The organism is Agrilactobacillus fermenti, assembly GCF_021030645.1.
Classification (GTDB): domain Bacteria; phylum Bacillota; class Bacilli; order Lactobacillales; family Lactobacillaceae; genus Agrilactobacillus; species Agrilactobacillus fermenti.
Genome location: NZ_JACGCJ010000025.1, coordinates 1 through 21,141, shown reverse-complemented (window position 1 = coordinate 21,141; position 21,141 = coordinate 1). Strand labels below are relative to the sequence as shown.

The 21,141-nt window shown below is 41.7% G+C and carries 18 protein-coding genes; 17 read left to right on the top strand and 1 reads right to left on the bottom strand.

What is annotated here, in order from left to right:
* Positions 1-171 precede the first annotated feature (171 nt).
* The 15 genes from alsS (at position 172) to FHQ08_RS09400 (ending at position 16,791) form a co-directional block, all read left to right on the top strand.
* Positions 172-1,857 (top strand): acetolactate synthase AlsS, encoded by a 1,686-nt coding sequence (gene alsS / locus FHQ08_RS09470; RefSeq protein WP_230914170.1) that lies wholly within the window; start codon positions 172-174, stop codon positions 1,855-1,857.
* A gap of 253 nt (positions 1,858-2,110) precedes the next feature.
* Positions 2,111-2,821, top strand: coding sequence for an acetolactate decarboxylase (gene budA / locus FHQ08_RS09465; protein ID WP_230914169.1), 711 nt, complete (start codon positions 2,111-2,113; stop codon positions 2,819-2,821).
* 401 nt (positions 2,822-3,222) lie between these two features.
* Positions 3,223-4,311 (top strand): DUF916 and DUF3324 domain-containing protein, encoded by a 1,089-nt coding sequence (locus FHQ08_RS09460; RefSeq protein ID WP_230914184.1) that lies wholly within the window; start codon positions 3,223-3,225, stop codon positions 4,309-4,311.
* A 127-nt stretch (positions 4,312-4,438) separates the two neighbouring features.
* Positions 4,439-5,263 (top strand): WxL domain-containing protein, encoded by an 825-nt coding sequence (locus FHQ08_RS09455; protein ID WP_230914168.1) that lies wholly within the window; start codon positions 4,439-4,441, stop codon positions 5,261-5,263.
* A gap of 50 nt (positions 5,264-5,313) precedes the next feature.
* On the top strand, positions 5,314-6,378 hold the full coding sequence (locus FHQ08_RS09450) for a DUF916 and DUF3324 domain-containing protein (RefSeq protein ID WP_230914167.1): 1,065 nt from the start codon (positions 5,314-5,316) through the stop codon (positions 6,376-6,378).
* Positions 6,379-6,479: 101 nt separating this feature from the next.
* Positions 6,480-7,340, top strand: a complete 861-nt coding sequence (locus FHQ08_RS09445) for a WxL domain-containing protein (RefSeq protein WP_230914166.1) — start codon at positions 6,480-6,482, stop codon at positions 7,338-7,340.
* A gap of 13 nt (positions 7,341-7,353) precedes the next feature.
* Complete coding sequence (locus tag FHQ08_RS09440; protein WP_230914165.1) at positions 7,354-8,439, top strand: DUF916 and DUF3324 domain-containing protein; 1,086 nt, start codon at positions 7,354-7,356, stop codon at positions 8,437-8,439.
* 266 nt (positions 8,440-8,705) lie between these two features.
* On the top strand, positions 8,706-9,557 hold the full coding sequence (locus tag FHQ08_RS09435) for a WxL domain-containing protein (protein ID WP_230914164.1): 852 nt from the start codon (positions 8,706-8,708) through the stop codon (positions 9,555-9,557).
* 94 nt (positions 9,558-9,651) lie between these two features.
* Complete coding sequence (locus tag FHQ08_RS09430) at positions 9,652-10,704, top strand: DUF916 and DUF3324 domain-containing protein (RefSeq protein ID WP_230914163.1); 1,053 nt, start codon at positions 9,652-9,654, stop codon at positions 10,702-10,704.
* Positions 10,705-10,727: 23 nt separating this feature from the next.
* Entirely contained in the window at positions 10,728-11,861 is a 1,134-nt protein-coding gene (locus tag FHQ08_RS09425) for a hypothetical protein (protein ID WP_230914162.1), read from the top strand.
* A 99-nt stretch (positions 11,862-11,960) separates the two neighbouring features.
* A complete protein-coding gene (locus FHQ08_RS09420) occupies positions 11,961-12,683 on the top strand; it encodes a glycosyltransferase family 2 protein (RefSeq protein ID WP_230914161.1) in 723 nt (240 codons plus the stop codon).
* Between the two features lie 191 nt (positions 12,684-12,874).
* The gene (locus tag FHQ08_RS09415; RefSeq protein WP_230914160.1) at positions 12,875-13,558 is read left to right on the top strand and encodes a WxL domain-containing protein; all 684 of its coding nucleotides are present in this window, start codon (positions 12,875-12,877) and stop codon (positions 13,556-13,558) included.
* A gap of 140 nt (positions 13,559-13,698) precedes the next feature.
* The gene (locus tag FHQ08_RS09410; protein WP_230914159.1) at positions 13,699-14,736 is read left to right on the top strand and encodes a WxL protein host-binding domain-containing protein; all 1,038 of its coding nucleotides are present in this window, start codon (positions 13,699-13,701) and stop codon (positions 14,734-14,736) included.
* Positions 14,737-14,846: 110 nt separating this feature from the next.
* On the top strand, positions 14,847-15,677 hold the full coding sequence (locus tag FHQ08_RS09405; RefSeq protein ID WP_230914158.1) for a WxL domain-containing protein: 831 nt from the start codon (positions 14,847-14,849) through the stop codon (positions 15,675-15,677).
* 13 nt (positions 15,678-15,690) lie between these two features.
* Positions 15,691-16,791 (top strand): DUF916 and DUF3324 domain-containing protein, encoded by a 1,101-nt coding sequence (locus FHQ08_RS09400; RefSeq protein WP_230914157.1) that lies wholly within the window; start codon positions 15,691-15,693, stop codon positions 16,789-16,791.
* Positions 16,792-16,944: 153 nt separating this feature from the next.
* On the opposite strand, the gene FHQ08_RS09395 is transcribed toward FHQ08_RS09400, so the two are convergent.
* Positions 16,945-18,465 carry a helix-turn-helix domain-containing protein gene (locus FHQ08_RS09395; RefSeq protein ID WP_230914156.1) on the bottom strand — a complete coding sequence of 507 codons (1,521 nt, stop codon included), beginning with the start codon at positions 18,463-18,465 and terminating at the stop codon, positions 16,945-16,947.
* A gap of 243 nt (positions 18,466-18,708) precedes the next feature.
* Here FHQ08_RS09395 and FHQ08_RS09390 point away from each other — a divergent pair, with 243 nt between their 5' ends.
* Positions 18,709-20,166: an amino acid permease gene (locus FHQ08_RS09390; RefSeq protein WP_230914183.1), complete on the top strand. Its 1,458-nt coding sequence runs from the start codon at positions 18,709-18,711 to the stop codon at positions 20,164-20,166.
* Between the two features lie 12 nt (positions 20,167-20,178).
* On the top strand, positions 20,179-21,006 hold the full coding sequence (locus tag FHQ08_RS09385; RefSeq protein ID WP_230914155.1) for a hypothetical protein: 828 nt from the start codon (positions 20,179-20,181) through the stop codon (positions 21,004-21,006).
* Positions 21,007-21,141 lie beyond the last annotated feature (135 nt).

The window sequence follows — 21,141 nt, the reverse complement described above, 5'->3', positions numbered from 1 at the left end:
AAAAGAATGGTTAAAGCCATTCTTTTTTATTTTTGCAAAATAACACAATATGAAACAGATACTAAATTGATTTAACAATCATTGTGATTAAAATAATTTGTGATTTTGGCTTGAAATATAACAGGAAAGTAGTATTATTTGAAACAGATTAATTCATTGAAGGAGACTGTTATGGCTAAAAAAAAAGATTACCGCGGCGCCGATGCGATCGTGGATAGCTTGAAGAATCACGACGTTGAATATGTATTTGGGATTCCGGGTGCTAAGGTGGACCGCGTTTTTGAAGCTTTAGAACATTCAGATGATCCTAAAACGCCTAAGCTGATTGTGACTCGGCATGAACAAAATGCAGCTTTCATGGCAGCAGGTATCGGCCGAATCTCTGGCAAACCTGGCGTAGTCATGACCACTTCTGGACCAGGGGCATCTAATTTAGCAACTGGTTTGGTTACGGCTACAGCTGAAGGCGATCCAATGTTAGCCATTTCTGGTCAAGTACCCCGGGCCGACTTATTGCGTTTGACCCACCAAAGTATTCGGAGTGCGGCTTTATTTGAACCAATCACCAAATACAGTGCGGAAGTTCAAGAGCCAGAGAACGTTTCCGAAGTAATTGCCAATGCTTGGCAAGAAGCCAGTTCTTCTAAGCAAGGTGCCAGCTTCATCAGTGTCCCTGGTGATGTGGTCAATGCACCTGTCAACAACAAACCAATCGCACCGCGACAGGAGCCAACTTTGGGCCCTGCCAGTCCGGCTGAAACAACTTTATTAGCTCAAGAAATTAAAAGCGCTAAGTTACCGGTATTATTGGTTGGCATGCGTGCTTCTTCGCCCGAGGTAACCCAGGCTATCCGCAATATTTTAGACGTCACTGATTTACCTGTTGTTGAGACTTTCCAAGGTGCCGGCGTCATTTCCCGTGAATTTGAAGATAAGAACTTCTATGGTCGGGTCGGTTTATTCCGGAACCAACCTGGGGATCAATTGTTGAAACGCAGTGACTTAGTTATTGCCATTGGTTACGATCCCATCGAATATGAACCCCGCAACTGGAACGCTGAGCGTGACGCTCGCATCATTGTGATTGACGATGCACCGGCACAAATCGATCATAATTTTGAACCTGAAAAAGAATTGGTTGGCGATATCGCTCAAACTTTAGATTTCTTATTACCATATTTGCGTGGTTACGAAATCGATGGCGACGCGCATAAATATCTGGGTGAGTTACGTAAGAAATTACAAAATCGGGATATTCCCCCTAAGGTTGATGCAAATACGGTTGAAAGTCATCCGCTGGCAATCGTTCAATCATTACAAAACCACGTAACTGACGATATGACAGTAACCGTGGATGTGGGTTCTTTCTATATCTGGATGGCCCGCCATTTCAGAAGTTATGAACCAAGACATCTCCTGTTCAGTAATGGGGCGCAAACCCTTGGCGTAGCTTTACCATGGGCGATTTCTGCTGCCTTGTTACGGCCAGAAGCCAAAGTTGTTTCTGTTGCTGGTGATGGTGGCTTCTTGTTCTCCAGTCAAGAATTGGAAACAGCCGTGCGGTTAGGCTTAAACATCGTTCAGATCATTTGGAATGATAATGGCCACTATGATATGGTCAAATTCCAAGAAGAATTGAAGTACGGCCAATCTGCCGGTGTTGATTTTGGCCCGATCGACTTTGTGAAATACGCTGAAAGCTTTGGTGCTACCGGCTTGCGCGTAAACAAAGCAGCTGATTTAGATGCTGTCATGGACCAAGCCTTCAAGACACCAGGTGTCGTGGTCGTTGATGTACCCGTGGATTATTCTGGCAATAAAGAACTAGGTAAGACCTTGTTACCAGATCAACTATAATCAAAGAACAGAATGAGACGAAAGGCGGTCAGCGACCGAGCACTAACAAGAATCGCGACAAATGGTGGTTCTGCCATTTAAGCGATACGTCGTTAGGAGAGGGCGTTGCCTTTCGGGACACGTTTAAAGTGAAATCGGACTTAACTCAAAAATGTGGCTGAAAACAGAATGTTCGTTTTGTTTCAGCCACGTTTTGCTAAAATGAAAGAAACGCTATAATAAGAATTGAAAATATGTTTGTGAGGCGTAATGAATGGATAAAGAAGATGTATTATATCAACATGGTACTTTAGCATTGTTGGTTCCTGGCCTATTTAGCGGGACGTTGCCTGTTGGGGAATTGCTCAAGCATGGGGATTATGGGATTGGTTCCGTGGAAGCCTTGGACGGTGAATTGATCGTCGTTGATGGTAAGCCGTACCTAGCAAAGAGTACGGGTGACGTTTTAGAAGTCTCTGATGATGAGTTAGTCCCATTTGCCAACGTACATTATGATCGACCAACGGATAAATATGACCGCGAAAATATCTCTCAGAGCGACCTAGAAAAAGAAATTCTAGCCAATCATGACTATCATAATTTGTTCTTTGCCGTTAAAATTACTGGGACCTTCAAGAAGATGCAAACACGCGCCTTTATTGGTCAGCGGCCTTACCCAACGTTAGCGCAGTTAGCTGACAATCAGCGGACCTTTGAAGCTGATAATATCGATGGTACCGTCGTAGGTTACTTTACCCCGGAATTGTATCAAGGTATTGGCAGTGCCGGTTTTCATGTTCATTTTTTGAGTGATAATCATAAATTTGGTGGGCATATCCTTGGCTTTGAATTGGCTAAGGGCACAGTGACATTACAAACTTTCACGGATCTAGATTTACATTTGCCAACTCATGACTCGACTTTCCGCCGCCATGAGTTTGATTATGATGGCATGGACTCAGCCATCCGCGGCGCCGAAGGTTAAGCACAGAGCGCGACAAAAGGCGGTCAGCGACCGAGCACTAACAAGCATTACGATAAATGGTGGGTTTTCCATTTGAGTAATGTGATGTTAGGAGAGGGCGTTGCCTTTTGGCGCGCGTTTAATATAGGATGTACATGAAGGCGGTCAGCGACCGAGCACTAACATATAAAATTCAACCCCCAAAAGTTAGACTTAAAATCTAATTTTTGAGGGTTTTTGTCTGAATAGGTTTGCCGGTTTCATTAAAATAAAGAAAAACTTTCTGAAATTAATGCTTGTCAGAAAATTTTATCTGTATAATGATAGATGAAACTTAACTTACCATGAGGAGCTCGTTGTATATAATGACAAGAAGGATCAGGATACTGCTAATTAGTTTACTGAGCCTGATAGCTGTGTTCATGTTATCAAGTTCGAATGTGTCGGCCGCAGATAGTTCACAAAGTAGTTCAAGCAGTTCAAGTGAGCGGCAGAAGTCGAGTTTTACGGTTCAAGCTATTATTCCCGATGAACAGCAGAACAAAGACCTCGGTTATTTTGACTTAACCGCTAAACCTAATTCGGAACACACACTAGGTTTACGGATCTTTAACACAGGTGTGCGGCAACTGAATGTTAGCGTTGAACTGAACAATGCATACACGTCTGATGGTGGCGTGGTGGCCTATGATCGGCATAACCAAAAACTAATCGATCCTACAACGAAATCGATGGCGGATTTGGTTGAAAATAAACGGCAACAGACGGTCAAACTGGCACCAGGAGAACTAAAGACGGTCAATTTCAAAGTGAAAGCACCAGCTGAGCGATACAAAGGTATGATTTTGGGCGCCGTGGTAGCCAGCGCCAAAGTAGATCCTACCAAGTCGGAATCAGTCACGATCAATAATCGAATTTCTTATAATATTGGGGTCGTTCTCCGCCAAGATGACACGGATGTGAAGCCAAGTATTCTAGTTGGTCGGGCCACGCCGGGTATTCGTCAATTGCAGAAAGGTATTTTATTACCGCTACATAATCGAGCCGCGATGAATGCTTCTCGGATGGCGATTAATGCGAAGATCTATCACAGTGGGCAAGTAATTAAGACGATTAATCGAGCCAATATGCAGATGGCACCTTTTTCAAAGTTCACTTATTTCTTGCCCGTAAAATTAAAAGCTGGAAACTACCGTATCAAGGGGAGTATTATCCCAACGAATGGTGGTCAGCAAGACTTTGATCAGCGCTTTACAGTTACTAAAGCTGAGGCTAAGCGCTCGGCTATACCAAAAGCAGCCCGTCAATCCAGTAATTTAGGTTGGATCATCTTGTTAATTGTGTTGGGCATTATTTTGATTGCTGTGATTTGGATCGCAATATACTTCTTTGCGGTGCAGTCTGGTAAGGAAAAACGTCAAGTTTGGCAACAAAGACGGCAAAAACAGCGCCATTCATCTCGGGAAGATAAGGCAAATGATTCACGGTCAACTCGAAATAAGCGGCACTAAAGGATAAAAATGGTTATGAACTGCAAAAAAATATAATATTTCAATGCAAAATTGAATTATTTAAATGTGAATAATTTATTATACTATTTATAGATTTGAAGTTAGGATTTAAGGGGAGAGAAGACATATGAAAATCAAGTATTTAGGTGCGGCAGCAGTTGCACTTTTAGCTGGGGCAACAATTGCACAAGGCGCTCAGATAGCTCAAGCAGCTGATGCGACAACTCCAGAGGGTTCAGCACTACAAGGTGTCCAAGGCGTTAGTGCTGGTCAAGATGGTGGTGCTGAGAAAGCTGGTAGATCTGCGGTAACAGATACGGAACATGCTTCTGGTCAAAGTTCTGTTGGGGTTGGGTTCAAGGTGAGTGATCAAGGTGGCCTAACTTTAAACTTCGTACCAAATTTTGACTTTGGTACAAACCATGATATGGGGACTGGCTCTGAAACACTGAATTTATTTAGTAAAGGTGCACCAACCACGAAAGACGAGCCTGGACGTGTGCTTGCAGTGACTGATTTCCGTGGGGCAACTGATGCAAAAAATGGGTATACTGTTCAGGTTTCTATGGGTAAGTTTTATAAAGTTAAAGATAGCGACAATACACTAGATAAAAGTACACCTTATCTAAATGGAGCCACGTTGACTCTGGGAGATGCTAACGGTGCTACACCTATTAAAGGTGGGGTATTGACAGAAAATGGTATAGATAACTACGGTACATCATCAGTGCCAAAGCCTGCGACACTAACAACTAAGCAAGTAAAATTACAACAAAACGACGCACTTCAAGCTATAATGACGAGTGCGAAGAGCGAAACTCCTGCCGTTGGTACTTGGGCAGTAGACTTTAGTGATAAGAATTCTGCTGAATTAGACGTGCCGGCAGCTGTTCAAGATCATGGTAAATTCGTTGCTCAATTGAATTGGGATCTCGGAAGTGCAACAAATTAATGTCATTTAAGCATCTAAATGATAAAAAAATAGCTAGGGAGTTTGCTCTCTTGCTATTTTTTTCCGTGCTGATGTTAGGCGTCAGCTTTAATCCCAAAAAAGTACAGGCTGTTCAAGTGCCAGATATCCCAGTTTCCGTTGAACCGGTCTATCCGGATATTCAAAAAGAAACGTCGAGTGAATACTTTAATTTTAGTGTTAAGCCTGGGGATGTCGTGCCGACCAATTTAAAGTTAGTAAATACCAGCGATAAATCAGTGGTCCTTAGAATTCAACCAGTGCCAGCCACAACCACGCCAACTGGGGATATTGATTATTCACCGCATAAAGGTACTGTGGATGGCAGTTTAAAATATAACTTCGCTAAATTAGGACCAACCGCTGAAAAAATAACATTAAAGCCTAAGGAAACGCGGATCATTGATCAGAAAGTATCCTTACAGCCGGACATGAAATTTAAGGGCATGATTTTAGGTGGTTTTTATATTTGGTCGCCTTCGGTCAATGCGTCGGCTCAAAAAGCAGCGATTAAACGTCATAAAACTGGCGTCTACAATACGTTTGGCATGTATATCGGCGTAACGATGCATGTGGGCGATGACAGTAGTGTCTTTCCCGACTTTAGGTTGCGTACGGTCAAGCCGTCGATTCAAGGTGCTGAGCCAGTAGTTTTGGCAAACTTACAGAATTTTAAACCTCAAGCAGTCACCAACAAATCAATGACGATTAAGGCCAAAGTTTACCATCGTGGTGGGCAGTCGGTTGTCAAAGAAACAGGTAATCTGAAGTTTAGTTTTGCGCCGAACTCTAATACGGATATTCCGATTAGTTGGGGTAAGAGTCGCATGGCGCCTGGAAAATATACTTTAAAAATGACGGCTAAGACTGGTCTGCGGACTTGGCATTTTACGCGGAATTTTACCATCACACCACAACAATCCGCAGCAGCAAATAAATTGCTGCCAAAGACTAGAAGTTACTTGTGGTTATGGATTCTATTAGTGGCGGTTGTTGTGCTTTTAGCGATTGCCAGTATGGCCTATCTATACCGTCGAGGTATTAATAAAGGGCGCAACCAAACTGGTGGTCGGAGTCACAGTCATCGTCATAGATAGAATTTGAATAAGAAAACTTACAGAAAATGAATTTATTGTAACTAGATATTTGCTATAATAGACATAATAATTGATAAAGAGAGTAACGTGGGGGGAAAAATATGAAACGCACAGCATACACATTTGCAGCTATATTGCTAGCAACAGCTTCATTGGGGTCAGCAACAACAGCCTTTGCGGCAGGTAATCCAGATCAAGCGCTATCTAATGTAGCAACTAAAGGTCAAGAGAACGGGGCAGAATTAGCACCAAACGGTACCGTTACAGATACTAAGAATGGTTCTGGTTCAAGTTACATTGGTATTGGTTTCAAGCCAGGCAATTTGACTTTAAACATGGTGCCGAACTTTGATTTTGGTGGTAACAATGATTTTATGAAGAGTACATCATTTGATTTACACGCAGCAGGCATTGATTTCGGAGCTGGTAAATCAGATAGCACTGGTGCACACTCACCGCGAGCTGCCATTGTTACGGATGCTAGAGGTAATACTGACGACCGGACAGGGTGGAATTTGAAGGCTAAATTTGAAGGCCTTTTGACTGATGATAGTAATAAAGCGTTGGGTAAAGCAAGCTCTGATGGGAATGCGGCCCCAATCTTAGTTTTGCATACTAAAAAAGCAATCGTTCAGGCTGGAACTTTTGATGATAATGGCGGTGCCTTTGGGGATCTTTTGAACCCTGGTGCTGCACAGACCGATCCAGCTAAACCATTGTACACAGGTAGTGCACCTAATCTAGTCGGTGATGGAAATAACGATGTATCGATTTATTCAAATAAAAATACAGATGGCGATTATGTACCTGTCTGGAGTGCTGATAAGACTCAAGGGCTTCGCTCTTGGGGTATGAACTTCAAAGATAAAGATACAGCGACATTGAAGATTCCAACAAGTCAACAAGATATCGGTGTGTTCCACGCAAAATTGAACTGGTCTTTAGGTAATGGACCACAGTAATGGAGGCAGTTTTTTGAAACAGAATTTGATGGCAAGGTGCTTTGGCATCTTGCTTTTTTTGGTAAGTGGTTTCTTCTTTGGCTCGAAGCAGCCCGTACAGGCGGTTCAAGTTGGGAATATTCCCGTAGATGTACAGACGGTATTACCGCCGCAACAAAGCAGCCAAGTTAAAGATTATTTTGATATTGCACCGGAACAGGGTCAGACGACAACAATTGGGTTGAAATTGGAGAACCTATCCAAGCAAAAACAAAGTCTGCGTATCCGGGTGGCCAATGGCTCCACCACCTTTCAGGGTGAATTAGAGTATGCACCCAATGCAGGTGTTAAAGACCATTCACTGAAATACCCTTTGAATAAGTTGGTCAATCCTAGCAGCCAAAAGGTTGAACTGGCCCCTAGAGAAACTAGAACGGTTAATTTTACGGTTCAGACACCGGCCGCACCATATAATGGCATTGTTTTGGGGTCTTTATTTATTGATTCACCACGGACTGAAAAATCAGCGGTAGCTAAGGCTAAAAAGTCAAAAGTGGAAATTGTCAATACTTATTCCATGTATCTTGCCGTAGTTCTGAGACTCAATAATTGGACGCAAGTACAACCCGATTTTCAGTTAAATACAGTGGCACCAGCACTAATTCTAAACAATCCTGGAATACAAGCTAATTTACAGAACTTTAAGCCAGCAATGATCAACAACAAAGAATTGAAGATCAAGGCTTATGTGACTCGGCGAAATAGCACTAAGAAAATTAAGTTGCATAATTTAGATGCCAGCTTTGCACCAAATTCAACGCTACGTTACCCCGTTTCTTGGGGCAAGTCACAGATGGTGCCTGGTAATTATACGCTTTATATGAACATGGTTTATCATGACCAACAGTGGCATTTGAAACGGAACTTTACGATCACAGCTAAAGTTGCCAACAAGTTAAACCAAGCCAACCAAGCACGGCCAAATTATACCTGGCTATGGATCTTATTAGCTGTGCTGTTTGTTATTTTGCTGACAGTATTTATCACTTACATTTATAAACGTGGTCAACGCCAGGGTGCTGCTAAAGCAAATCGTGGGCGTTCGCGGCGAAAACGATAGCAGCAAGAGTGTGACAAAAGGCGCTCAGCGACTGAGCGCTAACAAGAATTACGACAAATGGTGGGTTTTCCATTTGAGTGATTCGTCGTTAGGTGAAAACGTTGCTTTTTGGAACACGTTTAAAAGCAAATTGTTCATACGCAGGCAGAGATTGGGTAATCACCCAAAATTAGAAAAAAATCTTATGCATTCTTGGCATTAGTAAAGCCTACGTTATAGGTATAATATAAACGTATAATATTGTAGATATTTGGGAGGAATGAAAAATGAAACAAACGACAAAAATGGGCGCCAGCCTATCAGCAGCATTACTATTATTAGGTATTGCTGGACAATTTGGCACGGTTAACGCCGCAACAACAACGACAATTGAACCAGCCTTAAAGGGTGTGCCAGGCGTTAGTTCCAATCAAGAAAGTGGGTCTGAAATTGATGCGACCCATATCACGAATACACCAGATGCTAACGACCACAAAAATGATAAGGGTACTGGCTGGTCCACTGCTGGGATCGGTTTTGCACCCGGTAACTTGACATTGAACCAAGTTCCAAACTTTGACTTTGGGAAGGCCTTTACGATTCATAGTGGCCAAATTGATTTCAATATGCAGACTGATGCTAAGCCACTAACACGTTCTCTAGTGGTAACCGATCAAAGAAGTGATAAGGGTGGGCCTTGGGTCATAACTGCACAATTAGAAGACTTTAAGAAGTTGGATAATGACAATAAACAAACTTCAACAACAATGGGTAGTACAGATGCCACTCACGCTACTTTGACGCTGACTGGTAGTGCCGATAATACGGGCAAAGGAGCATATTTGGTACCGGGATTGTGGAATGAAAATGCTGCAGCCGGTACAACTAAGTATACGACTGACCCAAATGGCGATGCTCGGACGAATAAACCTGAGCAACTGGGAACGATTGCGCTAGCAGCAAATGCCAATAAAGCTACGAATCTTTGGCAAGCAAATGCTGATAACGGTTCCGGTACTTGGGGCCTTGATTTCAGTAAGGCAACAAGTGCAACTTTGAATGTGCCAGACAGTCTACAAAAACAGGGCGACTGGACAGCAAAGATTAATTGGACTTTACAAAATGGATCAGTTAACTAATATTGATTAGATAGGGGATTTATTCCGGATGCATTTACGCACACGAGCAATTCGAGTTAGAGTGATTTATAGTGTTCTGAGCCTGCTTACTTGCTTGTTCACGATAGGCATTGTGACGAATCGGGTTCAAGCCGCTGACGATGGTATCGGCTTTCAGGTAAAGGCGGTACCACCAGCTCAACAAGAGGATCAGAACAGTAATTACTTTAAGCTGAATCTTGCACCGGGACAAAGTACCCAGATGAGTGTTGATGTTTTAAATGAAACCAATCAAGCTCAGAGCTTTAGAGTTCGACCAATTGTCGCTGTGACTAATGATCAGGGGGCAATTATATATACGGATACGAGTAAAAGCCGAGATTCATCACTGAAGCTGGATTTTTCGAAATTGGGTCCGGAGACAAAAGTGTTCAAAGTTCCTGCTGGTCGAATAGGTCGTTATACAACCGATGTCACAGTTCCAAATCAACCGTTCAATGGCATGGTTTTAGGCGGTTTTTTTGTTGATTCACCATCATTGAATCAAACGGCTGAACGGCAGAAGCGTTCGAAGAATTCATTACAATTGACCAACCAGTATGGTTTTGCCATTGGGGCTCAATTGAACGTTGGGAATGTTGCAGCAGTAAAACCAGATTTGCGGTTACAAGTGGTTCACCCAACAGTCTTGGACCAAAAAGGTACCGTGCAAGGTGTGGTGCAAAATTTCAAGGCAAATGCGATTCAAAGTCATCGGTTGAACATGCATGCCCGAGTTTACAAACGGGGCTCAAATAAAGTGTTGCATAGTAATCGGGTTAGCAACATGAGCTTTGCGCCTAACTCACATTTGAATGTACCTGTGTCTTGGGGTAATGACCCAATGGCAGCTGGAGATTATACGATGAAGATTACTTCCGTCTTAGGTGACAAAGGTGCTCGTGATTATCGTGTTTGGCATTTAACTCGGAACTTTACGATCACACCATCGCAAGCTAAGCGGGCCAATCAAAATCCAAATCTTAAAAAGAATTATTTATGGCTAATTATTTTGCTGATCATTTTGCTAGTCCTATTAGTTGTTATCCTGTTAGTATATGTTTACAAACGTGGCAAACGGGCAAATAATGGTCAGTCATCAACACAAAGCCGTACACGGAAGCGGTAAATCAATTGAAGGGAGGGGATTGAATGAAACTAATGCATAAGAGTTTCTTAGCTAGCTTAAGTGCCATATTTTTGGGATTAAGCACGGCTACCCTTTTCTCTTTTTCAAATGTTCAAGCCACAGCAACCACAAAAATTTTAGATGATACTAGTGTTGAGACTGCGGCACCTGGCAATACCATTGCCAGTGATGCGCCAACTGATGCAACCGCAACTGGTACGTCACAAGCAGCCATTGGCTTTAAAGAAGGCGGTATGCAGGTCTTCGCACCAAATTTTGGTTTTGCTGACCTGCCGTTAATGGCAACAGATACAACATATTTAAATTCAGATACGGTTAATAAAGAAAAAATACAGTCACCGGCTACTAGCAAGTATCGCTTGCTGACGGTTAACGATTATACGGCAGCTAAAGACTGGAATGTGTCGGTAGCAGTTGGCCAATTCAGAAAGTTTGATAAGAATGCTGGTACTCTAGATAATTCTAAGGTTCTTAAGGTTTCATCATTATCAATGGATTTAAGTCAGACGCGTTTATACCATGGAACACCATTAACTACAGATGATTTTGGCACTACTGATCCCAATCGCATTGAGTGGACTCGTGCCTATCAATATGATAATCAAGATCAACCAATAACAGACAATGGCAAAATTAAAGGCACAAATGATGTGCCCTTAAACAAGGCGCCTTGGCAGTTTGAAGATACATCTGATGCGCCTAGCGTTCATAATGTGTCAATTACACCATTTGATGATAGTGATGCAACGGCTACGGATGTGCATAATTTTAGTGAAGCCGAGCGTGAGCCAGATGCCTATTATCCTGACTGGACGAAAGATGCGCATGGAGATTATACTCAACATGATTATACACAGGTAGAGAAAGAGAAACATGAATCTATTCTGAAAAGATTTAACGGTACAGCCACTAAAGGCCTAAATGGCGATGCCTTCCGAAATAACTTTAAAATTATTTGGGGGTCAGATCCAGCAACAACAAATGAAGGTCAAGACCATTATTATGGCAAAGGTTGGTGGGCTTTGGATTTTCATTCAAAGACGGCTGCAGAATTACATGTACCTACTGATAGTCAGGTCGAAGGTACATACAAAGCAACGATGTACTGGGTATTGAGCAGTGCACCAATTGCATAGACAATATTAAGGTCGTAAAATGAACTGAGTTGTCAACCGAGTTTTCGGTTCAGATTCAGTTCTTTTTTTATTGAATGAGAAAGGTAATGGGGAAGTATAATGCAGGAAGATAAATTGATTATTGTGATGCCGGCTTATAACGAGGCGGAAAATATTGCGGAAGTTGTCAAAGAGTGGCATCAGTTATTACAACAGGTCAGTCCAACTGGCAAACTGCTGGTTGTTAACGACGGGAGCAAGGATCAAACTTTGACAATTTTAGAGCAGCTTAAAACAGCCTACGCTCAATTAGAAGTCGTCGATAAACCTAACTCGGGGCATGGCGCAACAATCCTTTTGGGTTATCAGCGTGCTTTACGACAGGAACCAGATTATATTTTTCAGACAGATTCTGATGGGCAGACGACGCCCCTTGATTTCAAACAATTTTGGGTGCATCGGCAAGATTATGATGCTCAATTTGGACTACGGACCAAGCGAGAAGACGGTATCAGCCGATTGGTAGTGACTCGGGTGTTAAAGTTGGTTGTTGGGGGAGCATTTCATGTTTGGCTGCCAGATGCTAATGTACCTTATCGATTAATGACGGCAAGTTCATTGGCTGAAGTGCTTGAGAAGATTCCTGCTAATTATTTTTTAGCCAATGTATTAATGACGGTGCTTTATAAAAAACAGCATCGGCGTATGCGCTTCTTGCCAATTACGTTTAGGCCACGTCAGGGCGGACAGAACAGTATTAATTTGCCTAAAATCATTAAAATTGGTCAAGATTCAGTGCTAGATTTTCTACGCGTGGAACATAAATTAAATAATAAAAAGTGATCGAAAACGATCTGTTCACATACATAACTCTTTTAATACCAGTATTTTGGGACCAAATGAATTAGCCATTATTAGTGGGGCAATATTATTATTTGTTTCATTTTTAATAAGAATTGTTATTACAGATTGGCAGTAAACAGGCAAACAGATTGTGTATACTTTAGAGTGAATGATAGAGGGGGGATGTAGTAGTGCGTAAGTGGGAGAAACTCTTGTTAGTCAGTGTAGGTGTGATAGGGGCACTGAGCACTGCTGCAGAAACAAAAAAAGTTGTTCGCGCCGATGGGACGACGGCCACTACATCAGCAAGTGTTGAGTTTATTGGTGGCCTGTCGTTGGTACAAGTTCCAAACTTTGACTTTGGGTTTAATGCACCTGATTATGATACGAGTCATGGGTTTCAATTGTTGGATGAGGCGAGCGATTCGACTGATAGTGATGGTATGGGTCGTTCGTTGGTCGTCCGTAATGATGGTGGAATGAATAAGTGGCAGGTCACTGCAAGTTACAGTACATTTACCAATAAACTGGCAGATAGTAGTAATACACTACCAGCAGATACTTATATGAAGTGGTCAATTGATAAGGATCAAATGCAAAAGATAAAGACGGATAATAGTAATGATACCTGGGAATCCACAGATATTATTTCGGATGATACCTCATCAGGGATTATTCGACAGGGTGAGACAAAACAGGTTTTTTCTAGTGTTGGTAGTAATGGTGCAGAGGCTGGAACTTATCGAATCTCATTTAATCCTAAAACATCAGCTGAGTTTTATATTGGTCCAAATTATCAAAAGCAAGGCCAGTTTGTGGCGCCAATTACTTGGACGCTTTCAGCAAGCCCGAAAAGCCCAACGACGAATGGATAGTATTTTACGGCCTAGATCTATTTAAGTGAACTTAAAAAAACAGTTATTTTAAAACAAATATTAAATAAGTATAGTTAGACAGGGCTTTGAAACAAGACGATGGTTTTGTTTTAGCCCTATTTTTGTAAGGGATTGATTTGTTGGTAAATAAACGGAACGCTATTATCTTGGGTTTGGGTGCTACGTTAGCTTTTTTTATGTTGATATTGGTGCCGAAACAAGCAGTTCAAGCAGCAGCACCATCATTTACGGCTCAGGTAACATCTGATGATCAATCGACAATGGATAATCAATATTTTGAGTTGAATCTTCAAACGGGTCAGCAAACCACCACGCAAATATTGGTTCAAAATCTAATGGCTGTACCCAACAAAATTCAAGTTAAACCAATTGTGGCGACTACTAGCTCAGATGGTCATGCGGTCTATACGAGCCGGCCAGGGAAGAGTGATAAATCGCTGAAACATAAGTTTACCCAGTTGACTGGCCCAACTCAGACCATCACACTGCCCCCACATGGCGAACAAACGGTCACGTTTAATGTGACCACACCCAAAGATAAAGATTTTGTGGGTTTGATCATGGGGGGCTATCAAGTGTCATCTTTAACGGCGGGGAGCGTGAAAAACCCTGGTTCAAGCAAAGCTGATATCACGAATAAAGTAAATTATGCCTTTCCAGCTTTAGTCAGTGTGAATGGCGGTCAGGAAAAAATTCGCCCCGAATTAACGGTAGGGCGGCCGCAAATCAATGCCTACGCCACCATGCCTTATTTGAATACTTTAGTGCGTAACATTAAACCAAATCTATTGACGGCCATGACATTGAAGTTTCAAGTGCGCACGAACAAAGGTAAAAAGGTATTTTCAACGCAACAGAGCAATTTGAGTATGGCCGCTAATTCTAATTTTGAGTTATCCTTGTGCTGGCAGCCCAACCGAGTTGTGGCTGGAGATTACGAAGCAATTTATGATTTTAAAACGAAATCGCAATCTTGGCGGTTTCGTCGTCATTTTACTATTACTGATCAGCAAGCTGGACAGTTAAATCGCCAAAATCAGCAGATCCAACCGAATTATTGGCCGCTATTCATCATTGCGGGGTTGCTTATTTTGATATTACTGGTTGTCTTTAGTTGGGTTATTTACTATAAAGGTAAAAAAAGAGGCGGCCGTTGATTAAGCAGATACCAGTTATTGAAAGCATTCTTTTGTGAAATTGAATGGCAAAATAGGTCTAAAAAAATTATACTAAAGAGTAGGAATATTGGGCGGAAGGAGGTATCACCATGAAGATTAGAAAATTATCACTTTTTTCAAGTGTGCTTATTTTGAGTTCATTGGTGTTACCGGTAACTAAGGCATTGGGTGCAGGGACTGACCCTAGAAGCGCTTTAAACGGCGTGGTGCCTGCTGGTGAAGAAAGTGGATCTGCACGTCTCTCAGATAATGACGCGGTGGTTCCAACCGATGGCAGTGCGTCAGGTATCTCACAATTAGGTATTGGGTTTGACTACAGTAAGTATCCGGGTAATTTAGCTTTGAATTTTGTGCCGAACTTTGATTTTGGCTTAGGCAATGCGATCTCTAATTCAGATACCTCAACTAGTACACCAATAACTTTGGGGACGAAGTTGCCACTGGCTGCAGCAGGTTCTAAATCAGGTCCTGGTCGAAATTTGGTTGTTACTGATGCCCGAACAGATCAAGCAGCAAATGCTCAAGGCTATAATCTGACGCTAGCATTGAAAAGTTTTAAAGCGGTCAATAGTCAAGGACAATTGGATACATCCAATGCGACTTATTTGAACCATGCAGTATTATCTTTTGATGCCAGTAATATCAAGGTGGGTCCAGGCACATACTCGTCTCAGGGTGATGGCACGTTTAGTTATGCAGGGACTTCGGATCATGCACCAACACTGCAGTCGGATTTGAGTGTTTCACCTGGGGGCGAGATGAAAGTTCTAGCAGCTGACCAAGGTCAGGGCACCGGTACTTGGGGCGTTGATTTTTCTAAGAACGAGTCGGCTCATTTATTCGTACCGATTACAGATCAAGACAAGGGCCATTATGTGGCACGAATGGACTGGAGCTTGGGCAGTGGCCCATTTTCATAGTGAGAGGATATGTATGAATCAGTTTGGTAAAAAAAACAAGTTACATTTTGGGCTTGTTTTTTTTTGGATCATATTTGGTGTAATTGGTGTATTGGTACGACCTAAGTCAGCATTTGCTTATAGTGTGCCGAATGTGCCAGTGATTATTCAGCCAGTTATTCCGGAACAGCAAGCGCAGAAGAATACGGCCTACTTTGATTTTAAGTTACAGCCGGGGCAAAGTGTACCGACAAATATTGAACTGCAGAATACCTCCAATAATGAGGTTTCTTTAGTGATCAAACCAGTCTTTGCCTCAACGGATAATCAGGGCAATATCAGTTACGTACCGCATCAAGGACCAGGTGATCCAACTTTACCTTTCAAGATGGCTGACTTGGGCTTAAAAACCCAGCGAATCACCTTGGAACCTAATGAACACCGAATTTTGACGCAACAGCTGACCATTCCGAGAACGACGAAATTTGCTGGGCAGTTGTTGGGTAGTTTTTATATCTGGTCGCCGGAAGCTAATCGACAGGCTTTAACAGGGGCTATGAAACGAAAACACATCAGCACGTATAATACATATGGGATTTACATAGGTTTAGGTGTTGGGGTTGGCGATGTTGCTCAAGTTTTGCCTGATTTTCGTTTGCGGCAAGTGACCGTCCGTGCGCAGGGCCCAAATCCAGCGGTTTTAGCTAATTTACAAAATTTTCAGCCACAAGTGATTTCAAATAAAAGCTTGAATATTCAAGCAGCTGTGTATCGACGCGGCAGTTCTGAGATCGTAAAGCGAGCGGCCAAATTAAACTATAGTTTCGCTCCCAATTCCAATACCAATATCCCTATCAGTTGGGGAAAACGCACGATTCAACCTGGAAACTACACTTTACGAATGACTTTAAAACAGGAGACGCGAACTTGGAAATTTAAACGGAACTTTACGGTTAGTGCAGCTCAAGCGCAGCAAGCTAATCGGTATATCACACCGAAACATGATTATACTTGGCTGTGGGTCTTACTAGGACTTAGCGGGTTAATTTTAGCTGCTGTTCTGATGGTGTTTTTATATCGACGGGGTATAAATGCTGGTAAAAAAACAAAGCGTCAATCAAAACGGAAACGCTAAACATACCAATGAGCCATTCGTTATTCGGTGAGGGCATTTCCTTTTGAAACACGGTTAAAATTTAATTGTTGTAAAACAAATAGGGGTCTTGAAACAAAGCGGAAGTTTTGTTTCAGGATCCCTATTAAGTAAGCATATTTTTAGTGAACACTTCTAGCGACTGATTTTTTCTAAAAAACGATGTTTGATTTTTAAATATAAATTGTAAAAATCAATATCTCGGGCGTCTAAGTTCCATTTGATGACTTTGTGCCGATCAATATTCGGTGGTAAGACATCGTCCAATTGGGAAGGCGTGTCCAAAGAAGTGATGATCAGATCAGCATCATCCAAAGGGGCGTTTCGAGGTAGGATCGTGATGTTATTCAAATCTTCTAAGAAAATGAAAATATCACGACTGACCAAATCACCGCGTTCAATCAGGACTTTGACTTTGACTAATTGACCAGTCTTTAAGACTTTTAGATACGGTAACATTAGATAGTAAATTTCACTGGTTAAGGATTCTTGAAAGGGCATTAAATTTTCAAAACGATGCTGCCGCTTTTTACGTTCAAAAAATAAGGTGATGATATCCCACAGGGTAGATTGTTTATATTCTAGGCGTTCAGGATCATAAAAATCGATTAATTTAATCCGAGGAATTTTCATAACTTCGTAGCTCAAGACTAGACGCATCAAATTACTGACGAGTTGGACATTCGTGTTTAAAGCGCGCTCCTGGACTTTAGAATTTACATCATAATAGTCGGCAATAAAATCAAAAAATTCATCTGTAAATTGCCAAAGCACCGTATTATGTTCGCGGTTATATTGATATAAGTAGCGCGTTGATTCGTCTGGTAAATGTTCCACGCGACCGGTCACGATATCATAGAAATAAAAATACAAACTTTCATTTAATAGATCATCATAAGTTAACCGCGGATAGTCATCGTTAGTTAGGAAAGGGTGCTGTTTTTCGTTATCATCATAGAAAAACGAATTGAAGGCACTCATGTCTTCAATTAAATAGCCATTAACGATACGAACGCGGGAGATGGCAAAAAATAAAATGTTTTGTAACTCTAAAATGGGATCATTCACTGCCGTGTTGGCCCGGCGGACAACAGGACGTACGGAGTTGAAATCAATAAAACGCAAGGGCCATTCTTGTCCGTGAAAGCCGATCCAGTAGATACAAAAAATAAAGAAACGGACTTGGCGTTCGTCACCTTCGAAACGTAAATTGGTGGTTGAGATCGACATGGAGTAGCTATTCATAAATTCCCGTAATTTAGCCATTTTTCGCAAAAGGGTCGATTTACTAATAAAGTGTGTGTTACAGAATTCATCAATTGAAGGGGTTTGTGTTTGAAAAGCGTAGTCAAATGCTTGAAAAATAATACTGCCTTTTAGTAGAAAAAGACGGTAACTATCGACTGACACAGGAAAATTGGCTGCGGAAATATTTTTTTTGTTTAAATTCTCTTCTTTAATTTCAGGATCAAGGGCAAACATATCATCTAGTAGACCTTGGTAGATATTGTAGGTCTTTTGATAGGACATATGCATTTCCGTACCAATATCGTTAAGTGTGAATGTTTCGGCATCCAGGGTGTTTAGCACACGAAACATTTGAAATTTTTCGTTATCTGCTTTGTTAAAAAATAATTCTTCGAAAATATGACTCACCAACTTCCAAGTGATTTGGTGCAATAAATGATATGAATCCCTAACGTTTTGAAGCACATTCAACTTCATTATAGGAAAACAAAATTAAAAGTACAATAGTGGACATATTGACGTTTAGCTTTTTTTAAGATAATCTAATTTAGTTATTAATTCGTAATCGACGTAATTTGCTTAGGGGGCAAAGTTTTGAATTCAAACACGCATGACGAGGTCAAACGAGAACTAAAAACCCGTCATCTATCCATGATCGCCATGGGCGGTAGCATTGGGACTGGCTTATTTGTAGCTAGTGGTTCTGCTATTTCCCAAGCTGGTCCGGGTGGGGCATTAGTTGCTTATATCGGTATCGGGATCATGGTTTACTTCTTGATGACCAGCTTAGGTGAAATGGCAACATTTTTGCCAGTTTCTGGTTCATTTGCCACATATGCCACTCGATTTGTCGATCCAGCACTTGGTTTTGCACTGGGATGGAATTACTGGTTTAACTGGGCAATCACGCTGGCAGTAGATATTAGTACGACAGCAATTATCGTACAATTTTGGTTCCCAAGTTGGCCAAACTGGGCAATCAGTGTCTTCTTCCTAGCTTTGATTTTTTTGATCAACGTTATTTCTGTCAAGTCGTTTGGTGAGACGGAGTATTGGCTGGCCCTGGTCAAAGTCATGACAGTTATTATCTTCCTGGTTGTTGGTGTTTTAACTATTTTTGGCATCCTCGGCGGTCATGGTCCAGTAGGCTTGAAAAACTTTACATATAAACAGGGCCCGTTTGTTGGGGGAATACCTGCTATTTTGAGTGTCTTTGTTGTTGCTGGCTTCTCATTTCAGGGGACCGAATTGATCGGGATCACTGCTGGTGAATCAGCGACACCGGAAAAGAGTATTCCTAAAGCTATCAAACAGGTATTTTGGCGCATCCTTCTATTTTATATTTTAGCGATCTTCATTATTGCTGCCTTAATTCCTTATACGAGCCCTAAATTATTGGGATCCAGTGCACAGGATATTGCTACCAGTCCTTTCACGCTAGTGTTCCAGCGAATTGGTCTGGCAGCAGCAGCTAGTGTGATGAATGCGGTCATTTTAACTTCAGTTATTTCAGCGGCTAACTCTGGTATGTACGCCGCAACACGTATGCTTTGGGCAATGGGCAAAGAGGGACAAGCTGCAAGGACGTTTTCACGTACTAGCCGGCGTGGTGTCCCATTGATGGCGCTATTGCTCACAACTTTTGTTGGCGCCTTTACACTACTGACGAGTATTTTGGGGCCACATGTGTATACTTTACTTGTGGCAGCCAGCGGGTTGACTGGTTTCATTGCTTGGCTAGGCATTGCAATATCTCATTATCGGTTCCGTAAAGCTTTCTACAAACAAGGTTATGAGATGGATCAATTAGTTTATAAGGCCAAGTGGTTTCCTTTTGGACCCATTTTGGCGATGGTTTTAAGTATTATCGTCATTGTGGGACAGGATATTCCGGCTTTGAAGACATTGAATTGGGAACATTTATCGATTAGTTATATGTCGATTCCGCTATTTCTTGTCCTTTATATCTACTATAAAGTTAAATATAAGACAAAAGTGATTCCGTTAGAAAAAGTGGATCTAACACCCCACAAGGATGATCCTGACTTTGCTAGAAAGCAGGCCGCTAAGCGTGCTAGAAATGCAGAAAAGCAAAAACAAGCACATTAAAGGGGCGTGTAAATGGTGCAACTACCAAATAAGTTCCGCTTATTTTTGGTGTTGATCGATCAGCAAGAATTCACAGCGGCGGCTGAGCAACGGTACTGGTGGGATCGGTATCGGATAAATTTTACGTTTTACGTGAATTTTGCTCAGCGTTTGCACTATCTAAGGTTTGGTGATGAACCAACTGTCACAACAGATGGCACAGCACAAGAGCTAACTCAGACAAAGGTTTGCCAGTTGACGCCAAAAGGACAGCGGTGGGTAGCTGGGTATCGGCACTACCGCTTAGTTCACGAAAACTTTATCCCTGGCGTCGTAGATCTGAAGCACATGGCACGTATTTGTCGGCGTCACCCAGAAGGGAAACCCTGGGAGTGGATCTTGAGTTTGTTGGATCATGGTGTGCAGCAAGCACAACAACGTACCGATATGCTGACAGCCTTGCTGCTGCAAAAACATAAAATCAAATTATTACAACATTTAGGTAAATATGATGCTGCTTTAGAAACCTTGCAGGCGGTATTTTATCATGAATTAAGTGAGCCATCTTCAGGCTATGAAGGGATACATGGGTGGCAATTATCGCAAAAGTATCCAAGCTATGAGATTCAAGAGCTGCGCTTCTTTTTAGAACAATTAGATCTTCAATTAGAGGATTTTTTGTTGAGATTTGGTTCGTGGCTGCAAAAGCGTAATATGACGCATAGTTGTTTTACCAGACTGGAGATAATGGCTATCGTGATGTTTGCTTATCTTGATGATGAAATGAGTTTGGCAGCAGTTTTTGCTCGGGCAAACGCACGCCGAAATGATGAATCCAGTAATATTATTTCAAATAAATGATATAATGATGGCTATACTCCTACTTAAGTAGACAGGTAAATAATTAAAACCTGTTTGCTTAGGAAGGAGTATTTTTTATGGGCCGAAAAGGTTCCAGATATTCTATTGATGAGAAACTTCATTTCATTGGCCTAC